At 45.3% G+C, this 20,538-nt stretch carries 9 protein-coding genes; 5 read left to right on the forward strand and 4 right to left on the reverse strand.

From position 1 onward, the window contains the following. Positions 1-1,682, forward strand: a 1,682-nt coding sequence (locus ABHV44_RS10990; protein WP_459074740.1) for a putative metal-binding motif-containing protein, incomplete at its 5' end; no start/stop codon positions are given. Between the two features lie 162 nt (positions 1,683-1,844). Continuing rightward, positions 1,845-7,412: an alpha-2-macroglobulin family protein gene (locus ABHV44_RS10995; RefSeq protein WP_459074741.1), complete on the forward strand. Its 5,568-nt coding sequence runs from the start codon at positions 1,845-1,847 to the stop codon at positions 7,410-7,412. Positions 7,413-7,414: 2 nt separating this feature from the next. On the opposite strand, the gene ABHV44_RS11000 is transcribed toward ABHV44_RS10995, so the two are convergent. Further along, positions 7,415-8,950: a SulP family inorganic anion transporter gene (locus ABHV44_RS11000; protein ID WP_459074742.1), complete on the reverse strand. Its 1,536-nt coding sequence runs from the start codon at positions 8,948-8,950 to the stop codon at positions 7,415-7,417. 152 nt (positions 8,951-9,102) lie between these two features. Further along, entirely contained in the window at positions 9,103-9,786 is a 684-nt protein-coding gene (locus tag ABHV44_RS11005) for a hypothetical protein (RefSeq protein WP_459074743.1), read from the reverse strand. Positions 9,787-9,962: 176 nt separating this feature from the next. On the opposite strand from ABHV44_RS11005, the gene ABHV44_RS11010 reads away from it, so the two are divergent. Together ABHV44_RS11010 and ABHV44_RS11015 are read left to right on the forward strand one after the other, a co-directional pair. Next, on the forward strand, positions 9,963-12,179 hold the full coding sequence (locus ABHV44_RS11010) for an HYR domain-containing protein (RefSeq protein ID WP_459074744.1): 2,217 nt from the start codon (positions 9,963-9,965) through the stop codon (positions 12,177-12,179). Between the two features lie 170 nt (positions 12,180-12,349). Further along, a complete protein-coding gene (locus tag ABHV44_RS11015) occupies positions 12,350-14,911 on the forward strand; it encodes a TonB-dependent receptor (protein ID WP_459074745.1) in 2,562 nt (853 codons plus the stop codon). Between the two features lie 4 nt (positions 14,912-14,915). Here the strand turns inward: ABHV44_RS11015 and ABHV44_RS11020 are convergent, their stop codons facing one another. Together ABHV44_RS11020 and ABHV44_RS11025 are read right to left on the reverse strand one after the other, a co-directional pair. Beyond that, positions 14,916-15,965, reverse strand: a complete 1,050-nt coding sequence (locus ABHV44_RS11020) for an AI-2E family transporter (RefSeq protein ID WP_459074746.1) — start codon at positions 15,963-15,965, stop codon at positions 14,916-14,918. A 144-nt stretch (positions 15,966-16,109) separates the two neighbouring features. Continuing rightward, complete coding sequence (locus ABHV44_RS11025) at positions 16,110-17,759, reverse strand: T9SS type A sorting domain-containing protein (protein ID WP_459074747.1); 1,650 nt, start codon at positions 17,757-17,759, stop codon at positions 16,110-16,112. Positions 17,760-17,999: 240 nt separating this feature from the next. On the opposite strand from ABHV44_RS11025, the gene pbpC reads away from it, so the two are divergent. Continuing rightward, positions 18,000-20,366 (forward strand): penicillin-binding protein 1C, encoded by a 2,367-nt coding sequence (gene pbpC / locus ABHV44_RS11030; RefSeq protein WP_459074748.1) that lies wholly within the window; start codon positions 18,000-18,002, stop codon positions 20,364-20,366. Positions 20,367-20,538 lie beyond the last annotated feature (172 nt).

Here is a 20,538-nt window from a genome sequence, read left to right on the forward strand (position 1 = left end):
GTGATCCTACAACGGTTGGAGACGAAATCAACTCAAACTGCGAGTGCCAGGGAGAAACAATTCCTGGCTGTATGAATGAAGCTGCTTGCAACTACGACCCGAATGCCACTGTAGATGATGGATCTTGTATCCTTATTGGTGACTCCTGCGATGATGGTGATCCTACAACAGTTGGAGACGAAATCAACGCAAACTGCGAGTGCGAAGGCGAAACCATTCCTGGCTGTATGAATGAAGCTGCTTGCAACTACGATCCGAACGTAACAGTTGACGATGGATCGTGTACCCTGATTGGAGACTCGTGTGATGATGGTGATCCTACAACGGTTGGAGACGAAATCAACGCAAACTGCGAGTGCGAAGGCGAAACCATTCCAGGCTGTACGAATGAAGCTGCCTGCAACTACGATCCGAACGCAACAGTTGACGATGGATCTTGTATCCTTATTGGTGACTCCTGCGATGATGGTGATCCTACAACAGTTGGAGACGAAATCAACGCAAACTGCGAGTGCCAGGGAGAAACAATTCCAGGTTGTACGAATGAAGCTGCTTGCAACTACGATCCGAATGCCACTGTAGATGATGGATCGTGTATCCTCATTGGTGACTCCTGCGATGATGGTGACCCTACAACAGTCGGAGACGAAATCAACGCAAACTGCGAGTGTGAAGGTGAAACAGTTCCAGGCTGTATGAATGAAGCTGCTTGCAACTACGATCCGAACGCAACAGTTGACGATGGATCGTGTATCCTGATTGGAGACTCGTGTGATGACGGTGATCCAGCTACTGTCAATGACGAGTTCAATTCGTCCTGCGTATGTGAAGGACAAACTGTACCCGGCTGTACAGATGCCAACGCCTGCAACTACGACCCAGGAGCCACGGTGGATGATGGTACCTGCCTCTACCCTAACGATAGCTGCGATGATGGCGATCCCGAAACAGGTAATGACATGTTCGATGAAAACTGCAATTGCTCTGGCGAAGTAATTCTCGGATGTGTAATTCCTATCGCATGCAATTACAACCCTGAGGCTACGGTAGATGATGGCTCTTGCCTCTTCCCTGGTGACTCTTGCGATGATGGGGATCCCACAACTGCCAATGACACTCTTGAAGACAACTGCGATTGCAATGGTGAAGTAATCCCGGGTTGTATGGATAACACCGCTTGCAACTACAATGCGGAAGCTACAGTTGACGATGGTTCCTGCGACTACTCGTGCTACGGCTGTACTGATGAAACTGCCTGCAACTTCGATCCTTCAGCAACTCTAGACGATGGCGAATGTGTTTTTGGAACGACTCTCTACCTCGACTCTGATGGCGATGGATTTGGAAATCCTGATCAATCCATTACTTCGTGCGGTGAGGAAGGCTACGTGGAGGATAACACAGATTGTGACGATACGAATCCAGATGTTTATCCGGGAGCTCCGGGAACAAACGAAGGCATCGACAACAACTGCGATGGCGAAGTTGGACCGGGTGAAGTCCCGACTTGTCTGGCAGACTTCAACAACAGCGGATACATCAACACAGCCGACCTTCTAATTTTCTTATCGCATTACGATTGTCAGGAAAACTGCGAGTGCGACCTCAATGGAGACGACACTGTGGAAACATCAGACTTACTCATTATGCTGAGTTTGATGGGAACGAATTGCACAGATTAAAACGAAATAAGGCCGATCAAAACAAAAGCTGTCCGAATTGGACGGCTTTTGTTTTTTTGTGAAAACTGATTTCTACTTTTCCAGAATAAAGTTGACAAAGCAAAGTTGATTTTAACATATGGAGGTCAACTCCATTATATTTACCCCTGCCAAAATCGCATTATGAAAAAAGTTGTTTCCTACTCCGTGGCCCTGTGCCTTATTCTGTTTTCAGTTGTTTCTTGCTCCGATAAAGAAGACACTCCTCCACCACCAATCGACCCAAAGTACAGCGAATACATTGCCGCCTTCACCTCTGGGGTGATCTCAAGGACAGAGCCGATCCGAATTCAGCTCACAAGAGCCATCGAAGATTCTACTCAGCGAAACAGTGTTCTCAACTCCGATCTTGCAGATTTCGATCCTGAAATTGATGGCGTGTGGACATTCGAAAACAACTACACTCTCCTGTTCACTCCTTCGCAGATGCTGCCAACGAGCACGATATACGATGTCAATTTTCATCTTGGAAAAGTGATGGACGTGCCAGCTGATATGAGTGAGTTTGTTTACCGGATAGAAACTATGCAACAGCATCTGTCTCTTGCTCAAGGACAGCTCAAACCCTACCAAAACACCGATCTCGAATGGTATTATCTTACAGGAAACATCCACACACGCGATGCGGCAAATCATGAAGATGTTCAAAACACACTCACAGCGTCACAAGAAGGTCGCAACCTAAATGTTTCATGGACTGGAAGCAGCGATATGAAAACGCATGGCTTTCGTGTTGATAGCATTAGCAGAAAAGAAGTGACAAGTCGTGTAGTGCTGTCATACGATGGGCAACCTGTTGATAGCGAAGAAGCAGGAGAAGTAGAGCGTGTGATTCCGGCACTTGGTGATTTTTCTCTTATGGAAGCGAACACTGGAGCTGCTGGTTCTAATGAAGTTACCCTTCAATTTTCTGACCCACTCGACCCCGAGCAGGATCTCAGTGGTTTGGTCACCCTATCGGGCGTTGCAAACCCTCAGATCGTGGTCGAAGACAATATCGTGAAACTCATGTTTGATGATGTCGCCAGCGGTGAAAAAACTGTGTTCGTGAGCCAGGGAATAGAAAACATTATGGGCTACAAACTCGGGAAAGATGTGACGGCTGAAGTTGTTTTCTTCTCACATAATCCTGAAGTGAAACTGGTTGACCAGAACAGAACCATTCTTCCATCTACTGATGGGCTCAGCCTTCCTTTCGAAGCAGTTAGCCTGAGCGCAATTAACGTGACGGTAGTTCAAATTTATGAGAAAAACGTACCTCAGTTTTTGCAATCCAATGAACTCGATGGTAACTACCACATGACTCGTGTGGGAAGAGTCATTCGCAAAAAACGAATTGCACTGGATCCTGAAAAAGAGCTCAACCTGAGCAAATGGAACAGATTTAATCTCGATCTCGAAGATTTGATCAAAACCGAACCGGGAGCCATTTATCGCATTGAAATTGACTTTGACAAAAGTCAGGCAATCTGCGACTGTCCCGAAGATGAAAACAACCAACTGGCAGAAGAACCTACCAGCGATTGGGAAAACCAAAACGGTGAGTACACCTATTGGGATTACAACGATTATTCAAATTACCACTACTATGGCTACGACTATTCCAAAAGAAACGACCCTTGCCACGAAGCTTACTACCGCAGTCGAAGAGGAAAAGACCAAAACATTCTCGCTTCAGACATCGGCATGATCGCTAAGTTGGGCAACGACAAATCCATGATGATCGCCCTTTCTGATTTGAAATCTACCGAGCCACTTTCGGGAGTCAAAGTCGATCTCATTGACTTTCAGCAGCAGCTAATTTCTAAATACACAACCAACAGCGAAGGGCTTATCGAAATCGACCTTCTCGACAGAAAGCCATTTTTGGCTATCGCCTCACACAAAGGGCAAAAAGGTTATTTAAAGCTAAACTCAAATGCTCTTTCGGTTTCCACCTTTGATGTTTCTGGAGAAAGCGTAAACGATGGATTAAAAGGATTTCTATACGGTGAAAGAGGCGTTTGGCGCCCCGGTGATACTCTCTTCCTAAACTTCATGCTTCAGGATGAAAAAAACACGCTTCCAAAAAATCACCCGGTAACTTTTGAACTGATCAATCCCCGAGGTCAACTTACCGAAAGGATCGTCAGAAGAGAATCAGTAGGGAATATTTACAATTTCACCACTAAAACCGGTCAGGACGACCCAACGGGTAATTGGACCGCTCGAGTGAAAGTTGGAGGAAACACTTTTTCCAGATTTTTGAGAATAGAAACGGTGAAGCCTAACCGATTAAAAATTGATCTAAAAGTGCCTGGCGACAAAATATCTGCCGGAACCAAAGAGGTAAAGGCCGACCTAAAAGTAGAATGGCTCACGGGAGCAACTGCCCGAAATTTAAAAGCTAAAGTAGACATGACGCTGAAGCCGGCCAATACCTACTTTGAGGACTTCAAAAACTACAATTTTGACGATCCTGTGCGCGACTACGAGCCAGAACAAACAACAGTTTTTGAAGGAAAAACAGATCAAAATGGAAAAGCCACTTTCGCTATCGAAGTGCCAGCTGGCAGTCGCGCACCGGGGATGTTGAATGCCAACTTTTCTACTAAAGCTTTTGAAAATGGTGGCGATTTCAGCGTAAACAGAATGAATATTCCTTACGCTCCTTTCATTTCATTTGCCGGGATAAAAATGCCCGAAGGCGGACGTTATGGAAGATTGGAGACAAACAAAAAGCAAACAGTTCAGATTGCCACGGTTGACAGTGACGGTAAGCCGGTGAAAAGAAGTCTGCTCAACATAAAAATCTACAAGGTTGAATGGCGCTGGTGGTGGCAGGGCAGGGAAAACAATCTTTCCAGGTTTGTCAGTGACGAGAGCGTGACTCCTGTCATCGAAGGTCAAACCTCAACAGGCACTGATGGTAAGGGCACCTTTGACTTTGAAATCGAAAACGATGGCTGGGGCAGATACCTCATTCGTGTTGAAGACCCAGTGAGTGGACACAAAACAGGAGAGATTTTTTATACAGACTGGTCTGGCTGGCGTTACTCGAGTCGCGGTAACAACTCTGAAGGTGCCACGATGCTCATCTTTTCAACAAACAAAGACGATTACACAGTTGGTGAAAATTGCACAGTCACTTTTCCATCAAGCGGTGTTGGGCGCGCTTTGGTTACCATAGAATCTGGCGATCGAGTGATTGACGCCAATTGGGTGAAAGCGGAAGAAAATGAAACTAGTTATACTTTTGAAGTAACGGAAGAAATGGCGCCAAACGTTTATGTGAACGTTACACTCGTTCAGCCACACCGACAAACGGCAAATGACCTTCCGATCAGGCTTTACGGTGTGATGCCCATCATGGTGGAATATCCTGAAACACACCTTTATCCAAAAATTAAAGCACCAAAGAGTGTTCGTCCTGAGGAGACTTTCACCGTTGAAGTCTCAGAAAAAACAGGCCGTAAAATGAACTACACAGTAGCCATTGTCGATCAGGGATTACTCGATCTCACAAACTTTGAAACTCCAGATCCCTGGAGTCATTTCTATGCCAGAGAAGCACTAGGTGTAACTACATGGGATTTGTATGATCAGGTAATTGGCGCTTACGGGGCGCAAATGGACAAGTTACTCAGTCTCGGTGGTGGCGGTGGTCCTTTAGAGAAAGGCTCCAAACAAGCCAATCGATTTAAGCCTGTTGTTCTTTTTAGTGAGCCACAACAATTGGCTGCCGGTGAAACCGACAAAATCGAGTTCACAATGCCTAACTATGTGGGAGCGGTTCGCGTGATGGTGATTGCCAGCGAGGGCAAGGCTTACGGTCATGCGGATCAATCGCTGAAAGTGAAACAACCACTGATGGTGCTCTCAACTCTTCCTCGTGTAGCAGGACCGGGTGAAACCGTAATCATGCCCGTGACAGTTTTCGCAATGGAAGACAACATAAAAACAGCCAATGTGGATATTGCTCCTAACGAGTTTTTCGAGATTGTAGGACCTTCCTCAAAACAAGTTCAGTTCGAAACTACAGGCGACAAAACCGTCAACTTTGAACTCAAAGTGCGGGAACGACTCGGAGTGGGAAAAGTAAAAACCACTGTGAATGGCTCTGGAGAATCTGCGAGTTTCAACGTTGAAATGAACGTTCGCAACCCCAACCCGATGGTAACCGAAACCGCTGGAACCGTGCTAACAAAAGCACAAAACTGGAGTACTAATTTCGACCTACTGGGAATGACAGGTACCAACTCTGTGACGCTAGAGGTTTCATCTTTCCCGGCTATGGATCTTGAACGAAGAATCAATTATCTGATTCGCTATCCACACGGATGTATTGAACAAACAACCTCTGGTGCTTTCCCACAGCTTTATCTCAAGCACATCACAGAATTGAGCGAATCTGACAACAGTAGAATTGAGCGTAATGTGTCATCAGCCATTCGAAGAATTTCTCGTTTTCAGCTCTCCTCAGGAGGGTTCAGCTACTGGCCGGGATCTGATTATGTCAGCGACTGGGGAACAACCTATGCTGGTCACTTTTTGCTAGAAGCTGAAAAAGCCGGCTTTACACTTTCGTCAAGTCTCAAATCTCGATGGATCAGCTACCAATCAAACCAAGCAAGAAGTTGGCCTTCGGGAAGTCGATATGAGCGAAATGACGAACTCGCTCAGGCCTATCGACTTTTCACCCTGGCGCTGGCAGGAGCTCCAGAAATGGGAGCCATGAACAGGCTCAGGGAAAGAAGTAGCCTATCTGTAGCCGCCTCATGGAGACTAGCCGCTGCTTATCAGCTTGCGGGGCAATCGCAAGTTGCCTCAAGACTAGTTGATAATCTCACCAAAAATGTTGAGCCCTACAATGAACTCTCAGAAACTTTTGGAAGCAACTGGCGCGATCAGGCAATGATAGCAGAAACCCTCATTTTGATGGACAGAATGGACGATGCTTCCGAAATTGTGAAAGAGTTGGCAGAAAACCTAAGTGATGATCGCTGGTACTCAACCCAAACCACCGCGTACAGTCTTTTGGCAATTTCGAGGTTTGCCAAAGATGGAATCAAAGGACAGGTAAAGTACAGTTATTCAATCAACAGCGGAGGTGAAACCAACAAGGTTTCGCAAATGCCTCTCAGTCAGACTGAAATTTCTGTCAGTGATCTTTCCAAAAATGGCAACCAACTAAGCGTAACCAATAGTTCTGAAAACCTCCTCTTTGTTCGCTTGATCAGTGAAGGCCAACCGATAGCCGGACAGGAAAAAGCCAAAGAAGAAAATCTATTCATGGAAGTGAAATATTTCACACTTGATGGTGATGAAATCGATGTCTCAAACCTCACACAGGGAACCGACTTTATGGCGAAAGTGACCGTTCGCCATCCCAATCAGAGAAGGTACTACCGAGAGATGGCACTCACGCAGATTTTCCCAAGCGGATGGGAAATTATCAACACCAGGATGGACGAGGCTGCAGGTGACGTGTATGAGTCAGATCACTACGATTATCAGGATGTACGAGACGATCGGGTTTACACTTATTTCAACCTACGCAGAGGACGAAGTAAAACGTTTACCATTTTGCTCAACGCCACCTATTTGGGAAGATATTACTTGCCAGCTGTAGATTGTGCAGCGATGTACGACAACACTATCTACTCGCGCACGAGCGGAAAATGGGTGACTATCTCGAAACCCGGGAAATAGTTTTAACCTGAAAATTCATCCACCGCAACTTTGTAGTGTGGATCTTCGAAATAATTCACTTCAATGATTGCAGAAGCATCATTGAGTAGCTTTTGACAGTCTTCGCTGAGGTGGCGCAGGTGTACTTTCTTGCCCACTTTGGCGTAGCGCTCAGTTATTTTATTGAGAGCTTCTATGGCCGACATATCCACTACCCTGCTCTCATTAAAGTCGATCACCACGTGTTCCGGGTCGTTCATCACATCAAACTTGTCGTTGAACACTCCGACCGAACCAAAGAAAAGCGGGCCGTAAATTTCGTAGTGCTTGTAGCCATTCTCATCAATACTTTTTCTGGCACGAATACGCTTGGCGTTGTCCCATGCAAAGACCAACGCTGCGATGATCACTCCGATGAGCACAGCTAGAGCCAGGTTGTGAAGCACAGCAGTGACAACTGTTACCAGCACCATCACGATGATATCAGACTTCGGCATTTTGTTAAATGTTTTCAAGCTTGCCCACTCAAATGTACCAACGGCCACCATGATCATCACACCCGTCAGTGCAGCCATGGGAAGCTTTTCGATTAGCGGTGCTCCAAACATGATGAAGATTAAGAGCATTACCGCAGCAAAAATTCCCGAAAGTCGAGCCCTGGCGCCAGAAGAAATATTAATCAAACTTTGACCGAGCATAGCACAGCCGCCCATTCCGCTGAAAAGTCCAGAGAGAATATTTGCCGACCCCTGAGCCACACATTCTTTGTTTCCTCGTCCTCGTGTTTCAGTAATTTCATCGATGATGTTGAGCGTTAGCAAGCTCTCAATCAGTCCCACACCTGCAAAGATTACCGCATATGGAAAAATGATCATCAGCGTTTCTAGAGTTAATGGGACTGATGGAATGTGAAACGGTGGAAAGCCGCCTGCGATAGAAGCCTCATCACCTACTGTTTTGGTGTCGATTCCGAAAATTAGGACGATTGCAAAAACTGTAAGAATGGCAGCAAGAGAGGCTGGAAAAGCTCTGGTCAATTTCGGTAGCAACCAAATGATCAGCATGGTAATCAAAACAAGCCCCAGAAAAATATAAAGCGTGTTTCCTGTAAGCCATTCACCTTCGTCATTTTGAAACTGCCCAAGCTGCGACATAAAAATGATGATTGCCAAACCGTTTACAAATCCGAAGATCACAGGATGCGGGACAAGACGCATGAACTTTCCAAGCTTGAAAAAGCCTGCTGCCATTTGCAGCAAACCGGCCAAAACAGCGGTTGCAAAGACATACTCCGGCCCATGAGAAACTGCCAATGCTGCAATTACAACTGCAACAGCACCAGTAGCTCCAGAGATCATCCCTGGCCGTCCACCAAGGATGGAAGTCACAAGTCCCATCACAAATGCAGCGTAAAGTCCAGTGAGCGGAGAAAGTCCAGCAATCATGGCGAAGGCTACAGCCTCAGGAACAAGAGCAAGAGCTACAGTTAGTCCAGAAAGAACTTCAGTTTTATAATTAACTTTTTGTTGGAAGTCGAAAAGGTTTAGATACTTCTTCATGAGAATCTGAAAGGAAATAAAATGCTCTCCTTTGACGGAAAGCGAGGTTCAAATTTGAGCGTGCAAAACTACTTCTTTCTTTCGGATGAAAAAGTCTCTAACAATTATTTAATCATGTCCTAAGTTTCGCAAAGTGTTACTCTCCATTCAATTCAATCATTAAATAAAAATGCACCCAAACCACCGGGATCTTGAATGATGATATTGTCGACTTTCCCTTCTTCATTGAACACCGTGATTTCTTCTGCAATGTCAATTTTACGTTTTCGGATTTGATCAATCACCTGCAAATTTTGATTGCCATTAAAGTAAGTGAGCGAAGGATTAAAGAAGAGGTGAGGACATGCCAGAGGAGCCATCAGGCTGATTGTCAGTTCTCCGTTCGACAGACTAACCCAGCCTTTATCAGCATCTCCGGCAGTTGGTTCGAAACCCAAAATTTGCCATAGCTCCTGTGACCTTGCGATATCAATTGTTTCAATGCTCAGTCCGGCAAAACTTCCAGTGACGGCAAAAGACTTTTCTTTAAGCTCGACTTCTACACCCGAACCTCGTATTAGATAAACCCAAACACCACTCGGATCACCAACGAGAAACCCATTGTCCAAGGCATGAATTGGAAAGTCTCTTCGCAACTCAGCAAGTTCCCGTTGCCAGTCATAAGCAAAGAGCTTGACTCCCGCCCTTGCGGTGCGGTCTGGGTTTATCTCAATGACAGCTTTTCCATCTGAAACAATAGTTGGGTTTGACTCTGATAAGATTTGGAAATCCAACTGTCTGTAAAAGTCCAGACTATCTTTTAAACCAGGGGTTGGAGTTTGAATCAATGATTTCATTTCGTTCCGTTTTTCGCTAATCTAATCCTTTCACAGGAAACCGAATTATCAAAAAAACAAGTGCAATTCCGAAACTCTATAAGGGTCAATTCAGTATGAGTTTGTAAACCCTGGCCATCTCTCATGGTCAATTAAACCTTTCTAAAAACTTGATTAACAACAGAAAACCTAATTAAATGAATACAAGAATTACACTTTGGAAATGCGCATTTATTTGTGCTATCTTCACTACAGGATCGATTCTTTCAGCCGGTGCTACCGGACTGAAGAATTCTTACGAATCGAATGCGACACCGGTGGTTACTGACGAAGAGCCCCCAGAAATCACCCCACCTGCTGACATACAAATTGAGCTTGGCGAAGGTCAGTGCTCAATAGTGATTGACGATTTAGGTATACCAGTAACATCAGATAACGTTGGCGTAGTCAATGTATTTAATGATGCCCCAGCAGAATTTCCTGTCGGTGGCACAGAAGTAACGTGGACTGCCGTGGATGAAGCAGGTAACGAAACCACTGCAGTACAAGGCATTAAGGTGGTTGACAACATCCATCCCCAGGTAGAACAGCCTGAAGTGAAGATTTTCTCTTCTGACAATGATGCGTGTTCTGCATCTGACAAGGTTCTCGCACCGCCAAACGCAACTGACAATTGCACTATTGCGAGTATCACTAATGATGCTCCTTCAGTTTTTCCTTTGGGGGAAACGATTGTAACCTGGACTGTGGAGGACAACGAAGGCAACCAAACGAAAGCTGAGCAGCTCGTGATTGTAGAAGATCAGGTGGCACCTCAAATATTTGCACCGCAAAACATTGAACGCAGTACTTCGTCTGAAATGTGTGGAGCCGAAGTTCAAGAACTCGGTGAGCCGTCAGTTTCTGACAACTGCACAATTGAATCGGTTGAAAATGACGCACCACAGTTTTTCTCTCGCGGAGAAAACATCGTGACCTGGACTGTGACAGACGCAGCGGGCAACACTGCTACCGCTCAACAGCAAGTCATGATCATAGACACAAAAGCTCCTGTCCCGGCACAGGAAGAGCTTCCTGCAATTCAATCAGATTGCGGATTCACAATTGAAGAAATGCCAATCGCTTTGGACAATTGCGGAGGAGAAATTCAGGCTACTACCGAAAGTAACCTCACTTTTGAAGAGCAAGGTAATTATGAAGTAATTTGGAACTATGAAGATGCTGCCGGAAATCGTTCTCAGCAGGTTCAGGAAGTAATCGTGCAGGATATGGCTGCGCCAGAAGTAGTTTCTATGCCCGAAGACATTGAAGCTTGTGAAGGTACTATCGTAGCATTTGATATGCCAGTAGCAGTAGATTGTTCTGGCGTAACTGTAGAACAAAAAAGCGGACCGGCAACAGGTTCAGTGTTCCCACTAGGAGAAACTGAAGTGGTTTTCAAATTCACCGATGGATTTGAGAATATTCGTGAAGAAGGTTTCACGGTAACAGTTCACCCAAGACCACAGTTTGAAGTGAATACTTCTATGGCATCTTGCAATTTGTCTGACGGTGTGGCTGAGCTCGATATCGCCCTGGCTGCCGAGCCATTTGAGCTAGACTGGGAAGGAAACGATCCACAAGCGTTGCCAGCTGGAGACTACCAGGTTAGACTCGAAGATGCTAATGGATGCTATGTGATTCGTGATTTTTCAATTGAAAATCCGGAAAGTCCATCAGCGGAAATATCAACAAACCCAGCAACTTGCTTTGGAATGCCTGACGGATCAGCCGAACTGGAAATCACAGGCGGAACTCCAGAGTACACTGTTGATTGGGAAGGACATAACCCCGAAGCACTCGAAAATGGTGATTATTCTGTTTCTGTAGTTGATGCTGCTAACTGCCGCACTACTGTCGAATTCACAATTGAAGAGCCAGAAGAAGTGTTGATTGATGGAACAGTAACTGACGCTCAGGGCGGCATGTCCAACGGAGCCATTGACATTTCAGTAATTGGTGGAGTTCCGGGATATTCTTTCTCCTGGGACAATGGTGAACAAACTGAAGACCTCACAGGTCTGGCACCAGGACAGTACAATGTGACTGTAACTGATGAAAATGACTGCAGCAAGACAAAACTTTATGTTGTTGACAATACCGTTGGAATTGAAGAAAATGAAGAGACAAATTTCAGTCTTTATCCAAATCCTACCACTGGAGAAGTGAACATCAGCATGACCGGGGATAGCAAAAATGCGACTCTCAAGGTTGTTGACCTTACAGGTAAAGTCATTGAGTTTATCGACCTCACAGAGGTGGATCGCAGTAACTTTAAGTTCGACATCAGTGAGTATGCTGAGGGGATTTATCTCATCAAACTAAATGATGGTGAAAAAAGTACTGTAAAGAGAATTGTTAAGCGCAACAGATAATTGCACTTTCAAATAAATTTCAAAAAGCCGTTTCGAGAAAATCGAAGCGGCTTTTTTAGTGTCAAATTAGTATTCTTGCCGTGGCTTTGTGCGGGTGCATAGAGCAATAAATTTCGGGGTGAACTGTTTATTAGCTCGATCTCTCAATTAATTATACTTTTGACGGCTTTATGGCGCAGAAGCTTCTTTTAACTCTCACTTTGCTATTGGCTGCTCTCGGAGTTTTTTCTCAAGCGACCGGTACCCTCACCGGGGTGGTGACTGACGGCAATGACGATCCGATTGTTGGAGCTAGTGTCTACATCAAATCAAGGCCATCGACAGGAACCTACACAGATGAGGATGGCCGATATGAACTTACCCTGGCAGCCAATTACAATTACACCGTAGTTTATTCCTATACGGGAAGAAAAGTCACCCGCGAAGTCAATCTCAAAAGTGGTCAGGAGCTCGAAATCGATGTCTCTATAAACTATGCAATTGATGTAGGTGTGGCAGATGTGGTAGGGCGAAACGACCGTGAAAAACCGATGCAAACCATCGATCCAAAAATCTACAACAAGTTACCTACGCCTGGTGGTGGAATCGAAGCACTTCTGAGGACAACAATTGCCAACACGGCCAGCGAGCTTAGCTCTGCCTACAGCGTACGTGGAGGAAGTTTTGATGAAAACCTGGTTTATGTAAATGACATTCAGGTCTACCGTCCATTTTTGGTTAGAGCCGGACAACAAGAAGGTCTCAGCTTTCCAAACCCCGACATGGTAGAAAATATAGAGTTTTCCGCAGGTGGATTCGAAGCCAAGTATGGAGACCGAATGTCATCGGTGCTTGATATTCAGTATCGAAAACCAAAAGAGTTTGGTGGAACGGTGAGTGCCGGACTGCTCGGTGGATCGGCTCATGTGGAAGGGGTTAGCAAAAACAAACGATTTACACACAATACCGGTTTTCGTTATAAAAGTAACTCGTACCTGCTCAACAGCCTTGACACACAGGGTGATTACGACCCTAATTACACGGACCTACAAACCTATCTCACCTACGAGGTTTCGCCCATACTCGATATTAACTTTCTCGGGAATTACTCCAGAAATCAATACAACTTTGTGCCTAGCTCCAGAGAAACAAATCTTGGGACAATTAATGAAGCCCTCCGCTTTCAGGTCGATTTCGAAGGCCAGGAAGTCACAGAGTTTGAGACCTTCTTTGGAGCAATTTCGGCAAATTATCAGCCGAACGAATTTACAATGCTGCGATTTATCGGTTCGGCCTTTCAGACCTACGAATCTGAAACATTTGACATCATCGGATCTTACCGTCTTGATGAACTGGAGAGGGACCTCGGTTCAGACGAATTCGGAGAAGTGCTGCGCAACCGAGGCATTGGATCTTTCATAAACCACGCACGAAACTCGCTAGACGCACGTGTGCTGAATTTCACACACAAGGGATCGTGGGAGATTGAGCAGACCGACCACTTCGTCCAGTGGGGAGCTCGCTACCAGCATGAGTTGATCAACGACCGAATCAGTGAATGGGATCTTATTGATTCAGCAGGATTCGCTTCACCTCACCCGCCAGATTTCACCGGAAACTCGATGAGTCAGGAAATTCCTGTTCAGAATCTGGTGAAAGCCGAGAACACAACAAGCTCAAGTAGACTCACAGCCTACCTTCAGGATTCTTACTCCTGGGAAAATGACGAAGGTGCAGAGTTCACCGCCAACCTGGGTGTGCGAGGACACTACTGGGATTTTAATAATCAGTTCGTTGGCGGGCCACGAGCCAATTTTTCCTACAAGCCAAAATGGTCGAGGACCATCACAGACAGTTTGGGAAATGACTCAACGATCTCCAAGGACATTGTTTTTACAGCTGCAGGTGGTTATTACTGGCAGCCTCCCTTCTATCGCGAAATGAGAGGTCTTGACGGAAGTATTAACGAAGACATCAAAGCTCAGCAAGCCATTCACGCTGTGGTGGGAGCCGATTACATTTTTTCTGCCTGGAACCGTCCCTTTAAGTTGAAAGCCGAATTGTACTACAAGGACCTCAACTATCTCATTCCATACGAAGTGGAAAACGTTAGGCTGCGCTATTTCGCAACTAACAACAGCCGAGGTTATGCAACTGGACTTGACGTAATGCTCAACGGTGAATTTGTAAGAGGAGTTCAGTCATGGCTTCGAGCTTCTTTTTTGACAACTCAGGAAGACTTGTTAGACGACTCTTACACGGAGTATTACAACGAAGCTGGTGAGCAAATCATTCCTGGAGTTACTCAAGACCCAACCGCTGTGGACTCTACAACTTTTTACCCCGGTTTTGTGCCAAGGCCAACTGATCAGACTTTCAGTTTCAGTATGTTCTTTCAGGATGAAATGCCCAGGTGGCCAGAGTACAAGGTTCAACTCCTACTCTACTTCGCAACGGGACTTCCTTTTGGACCTCCTACTTTTGATCGTTACAACGACACCGAACGCACTCCACCTTACAGAAGGGTTGATGTTGGTTTCTCTCGCGACCTCATCACGGAGAAGAACAAAAACAACAATTGGTTCACTTCAACCTTTGAACAAGGATGGATTTCGTTAGAAGTTTTCAATTTGCTAGGCATCAACAACACCATCAACTACACGTGGATTGAAGACGTAAACGGACTTCAGTATTCTGTACCAAACTTTCTGACAGGTCGAAGGGTCAACCTGAAACTCGTACTTCAGTTCTGAGAATCTAGATCTTTCCTTTTCCCATGAGGTAGCCGTAAGGTTTTAGCGACTCAATGTTGTCAAAAACAATTTTGAGCATTCCTATGACTGGGACGGCCAGAACCATTCCCGGGATTCCCCACAAGGCAGCACCACTGAGAATTGAAATAATTGTAACGAGCGGGTTTATTTGCACCTGACCTCCGGTAATGTTTGGCGTCAGCAAGTTGTTCTCAATAAATTGAATGATGAAAGTGAGAATGATGACGTAAACTACCACAGAGGGGTCATCTCCAAAGAGAAGGGCGTAGAGCACTGGCACCGCTCCTCCGATGAAAGTTCCAAAATATGGGATGACATTGAACAGGCCTGCAATGATACCGAGCAGCATTGCATTTTCCATCCCAATGATCCAAAGTCCAAGAACGTTCAGTACAGATAAAATCGCCACCACGATGAAAAGTCCTGACACATATTTCACGGTGACTTTGGAAATCTGATTGACGATGTGGCGCACGTTTTTCTCAGACTCATTGTGAGTGATCATCAATAAAAAATTGCCGAGTCTGTCGCGGTAGTAGAGAAAAAGAAAAATGAAAAGCGGCATGATTAGAATCCTGCCTGTAGTGGTCGCAACAGATGTTACGGCATCTTTAAAGAAGTTTCCTCCTTGCATCAGCACAGACTTCAAAAATGAGTCATTCTCGCTGTTGCTCCCATTATTTAATTTTATACCTAGATCGACCTCAATAAAATCTCGAACCTTGTCGATATTGCCTTTCACTTTCTCTTCGATGTTGGTAGTTTCTTCTACAAAACCGCTGATTTGTGCAGACAATAAATAAACACAACCTGCAACGAAGGCCACTAGAATGAGGTCTGCAGTGAGAACTGCTGCAGCCCTCGGCAATCCTCTATTTTCGAGCCAGGCGGCTATGGGAAAAATCAGGTAAGCAAACAAAACCGAAAGCATGAGGATCGGTAGAATAAACTTGAGTTGCCAGAGTGAATAAAAAAACAGAACAAAAAACAGCAGTATCACTGTCGCTCTGATAAATACGGGGTAATTTTTCATGCTCACTGTTGGGTGATTCTTTAAAGATTTTTCAATCTAACGATACTAAGATAGATTTTTCTAAAATTTCAATTTCTACCGTCAATAGAAAAAGCGATGCCAAATGAATGACATCGCTTCTCCAAAATCATTTGTATAACGAGCTTACCTTTTTACAAACTTTTTAGTCAACTGACTTCCGTCCACAGCAAAGAAGGTAATGTAGTAAACACCCTGCTCGTACTGACTTACAGGGATTTCTTGCTGTGTTCCACTCACTCCCCAGGTATTTACTTTTTTACCCAAGGCGTCAAAGATTTCAACCTTCTCAATTTCTTCGGTGACCGAAATCGTAATCTGCTCATCGGCTGGGTTTGGATAAATATTTACTTCAGAAAATTGTATCTCATCTTCACTGACACTTGTTGCATTGTCGCAAGGTCTGTAGCTACCGTTCACTTGCAATTCTCCCGTATCTATTGGATCCAGGAACGGAGCCAGTTGCTCTTCATCAACTGTTCCATTGCTCGACCAATGGTAGCTCATTTTTCCGTAGTAATCGGGTTCATTTGGTTGGCTGCAATATGATGCTCCACCTGTCAATGTTCCAATAATTAGGTGTTCTTCATCGAAAATTGGAGAGCCAGATGACCCACCTTCAGTGACTCCGTGATTGGTTTCTGTTGAAGACCAGTAAACTCGCCAGTGAGATGCAAAAGCTCCCCAGCTGGCACTTTCCAATCCATTTGTGTAAGTAGAGATCTTCTTTGTATCGCCTGATGGGTGGTGAATGCTGACACCTGCCCCACTTCCTACTGCTGTTTTTCTCCAGCCGGCAAAGTACGGATTCCAGCCATCGGTGATTTCATCTTCAATTTCAAAAAGAGCGAAATCGGAACCGCTATCTCCTCCTCCATCGTTGCTATCGGCCAGTTTGATTACTCCAGTGCGATTTCTATTGGATGGAGCCAGGCCATCATTGCATCCAGAGACTTCAAAGTTGAACTTCACTTGCATCACGCCAAAATCTGTATCTGAAAGACCTTCAGTGCAGTGCATTGCCGTTAGCATAAGTTGACGGCAATCGTGAGACGTGTTGTTTACAAGAGCACCAGTACACAAGAAACTCTGATTTCCCTGTGTGATTAAAAGTCGAACAACTGCATTTTTTTCGTCCTGCCACTCGTCACCTTCAGGACAGTTTATATCCACCTGACAGGGATCTGACCCACCACGACTTTCTTCGAGGTAGTTGTAAACGCCTCTGTAGAAATAACCGATTCCGTCTATCTCAATTTTAGGTCGGCTGGTTACTCCTGCTGGTTCGTAGTACTCAAGAACAATTCTCTCACCGTAAACCATTTCACTGAGGAAAAGTCCGTGTTGATTGTTCTCTGCGCTCGTGTAGGCACCATCCCAGAATGTCTTGTCAGCATTGTAAACGAAAAGCTTAGCTCCTTCGGGGATGAAATAGTTTGAGAAATAAATATTGAGTGCTTCAGCTCCAGGAGCGTAAAACTCCGCTCTCCAAATACGCGATCCATCGTTGAGCATTTGCCACTGACCAACGTTTTGAAGGTTGGCCTGAGTCTCTAATTTACGAGCAATGTTGTAACGCCCACTTTCGGCTTCTACAGCCGCATCTTCTGCGGCAATGGCCTCCATATCCGGCTCCTGAAATTCCACAACATCTGTAATGGGCACTAAGTATTCTTCTAATTGAAAGCTTGTTGGTCGCTCTGCCTGATTTGGCATTTGCGCTAACATCGCCAGAGGTAAAACAATCGCAATGAGAGAAAAGTAGATCTTTTGCATGAATCTGGTTTGAGAGTTTCTATTTCGAAATTTTGATCTCAAAAGTAGAATTTAAAAGCGCACTTGCCAATTGGAAGTGTCGACAACTCTTGTACGAATCTTCTGACGTGTCATTCATTCGACAAAAAAATTCTACTCAACTTTGAGAATAGTTTTATTTGCGTGCGTTATACACTTATAAATGGGTTTACCCTATCGCTAATAGGGCCGACAGGCTGGAGATCAAGTATCAAAAAATTCATGAAAACCGATTTAAGAAAAGTAACAACTCAAATGTTCAAATGGCTCTTGCTGTCGGTTTTTCTGATAGCTTCGGTTTTCTTTTTCTTTTGCCTACCATCAAATCTTTTCGACAAACCCTACAGCACAACCATCGAAGACCGGGAAGGCAAGCTCCTCTCTGCCCATATTGCCACCGATGGTCAATGGCGATTTCCGCTTTCCGACAGCATTCCAGAAAAATTTGAAAAGTGTATCATCCAGTTTGAGGATCGCAACTTCAGAAGTCATCCGGGTTTTTACCTTCCTTCAATCGCACGGGCACTGAAACAAAACATCTCTGAAGGTAAGGTTGTGAGCGGGGGAAGCACTCTTACCATGCAGGTCGTACGTCTCAGCAGAAACAACCCCGAAAGGACAATTTTCGAAAAGCTGCTGGAAGTATTTAGAGCAGTCAGGCTAGAAAGCCGATTTACCAAAGATGAAATTTTAAACCTCTATGCCTCCCATGCACCGTTTGGAGGAAACGTGGTGGGACTGGAAACTGCCGCCTGGAGATACTACAACAGATCGGCCTATCAGCTTTCCTGGGCTGAGACCGCAACGCTTGCAGTTCTGCCAAACGCTCCTTCGCTTATTTTTCCAGGGAAAAACGATTCGGAGCTTTTGAGAAAAAGAAACCGACTTCTTGATGAGCTGAAAAGTGCCGGCCATATAGACAGTACGACTTGTGCGCTGGCAAAGATAGAGCCACTGCCCAGCAAACCGCACCCTCTACCCCAGCTTGCCCATCACCTGATGACAAGATGCGAAAAAGAGCAAGGCAGTGGGCAGGCTTTTAAGTCGACTCTTAAAAAAGAGCTCCAACAAAAGTCGAAGAGCATTCTTGAGAACCATGTCCGGAAACTGAGCAGTAACGGAATCCACAATGTAGCTTGTATTGTGGCAGATGTGAAAACCGGAGAAGTGCTCAGTTACGTTGGAAACGCAAGCAGCTCAGAAGATCACAGTCCGTTTGTCGACATTGCAAACAGTCCGCGAAGTAGCGGTAGCATTTTAAAACCATTTCTGTATGCTGCCATGCTGACCGATGGTGAGATGCTCCAGAAGAGTCTGGTTTTTGACACACCTGTCAATTTCGATGGTTATGCTCCCAAAAACTACGATGAGAAGTTTCGCGGTGCTGTTCCTGCCGATCGCGCTCTTAGCATGTCGCTCAATATTCCGAGTGTGCGAATGCTTCGAGAACACGGAATCCACAAATTTCACTACCGACTAAAGAAAATTGGATTACAAACTGTCGACAAATCTGCGAACCACTACGGCCTGTCACTGATTCTTGGAGGTGCCGAAGTCACACTTTGGGACCTGGCACAAAGTTACTGCGGCCTGGCTTCTACCCTCAACCACTACACTGACTACAATGGCCGCTATGATTCCGGAGATTATCAGCGCCTGGCATTTTTAAAACCTGAGGAAAAAAGCGATCAAAAACTTTCAGAGCAGGGAATCTTTAGTGCGGCTTCTATCTATCAGACATTTGAGGCTATGCAGGAACTCACGCGCCCAGAAAACCAGGTCAACTGGAAGTCGTTTGGTTCGAGTAGAAAAGTAGCCTGGAAGACAGGTACCAGCTTCGGTCACCGGGATGCGTGGGCAGTTGGAGTGACTCCAGATCATGTGGTTGCGGTGTGGGTGGGAAATGCAGATGGCGAGGGCAGACCGGGACTTTCTGGTGTCACAGTTGCGGCCCCTGTTCTTTTCGACTTGTTTGGACAGCTGCCAGCCTCCGACTGGTTTTCAAAGCCTTTTGATGAAATGACTCAAGTAGAAGTCTGTGCAAGCAGCGGATACAAGGTATCAGAAAGTTGTCCTCCAGGAGAAACACTTTGGATTCCTACAGCAGGAATGAAAACCACCGCCTGTCCGTTTCACAAAACCGTGCACCTCGACCGGCAGGAAAATTACAGAGTAACCAGCGAGTGCTACCCAGTTTCTGAAATGAATCACCAACCGTGGTTTTTGCTGCCCCCTGTTCCAGAATGGTACTACGCACGCAACCATCAGGACTACAAACTACTTCCTCCGTGGTTGGAAGGATGTGAAGATCAGGCGGGCAAAGAAATCATGGACATGGTCTACCCCAAAGGCGGTGAAACCGTCTACCTGCCCATCACGCTGCAATCTGAAAGAAGCAAGCTAGTGGCAAAAGCTACGCACCGACAGCAGAACTCTACCATCTACTGGCACCTCGACAATGAGTTTTTAGGGGAAACAAATGAGATCCACCACATGGAGATATTTGCGACTGCCGGTGAACATCAGCTCACTTTAATTGATGAATCTGGAAATTCGGTACAAAAAGTGTTTACGATTACAAGCGAGTGAACGACACCTCGGTGAGTTTCGATTCGCTCGAAACAAATCGTTGGTAAGTTTATTCTTACAAAAAGAATTCACCTGCGACTTCGGTCAGGCCAGTCGATTTGGCCATCTTTACCGCTTAACTCAAATTAACAGACCACAAACACCTTATTATTAACTTTAGAACGTATTTATA

Origin of the sequence: Halocola ammonii, from assembly GCF_049334165.1 — a bacterium.
GTDB lineage: Bacteria > Bacteroidota > Bacteroidia > Flavobacteriales_D > Sanyastnellaceae > JBEGHD01.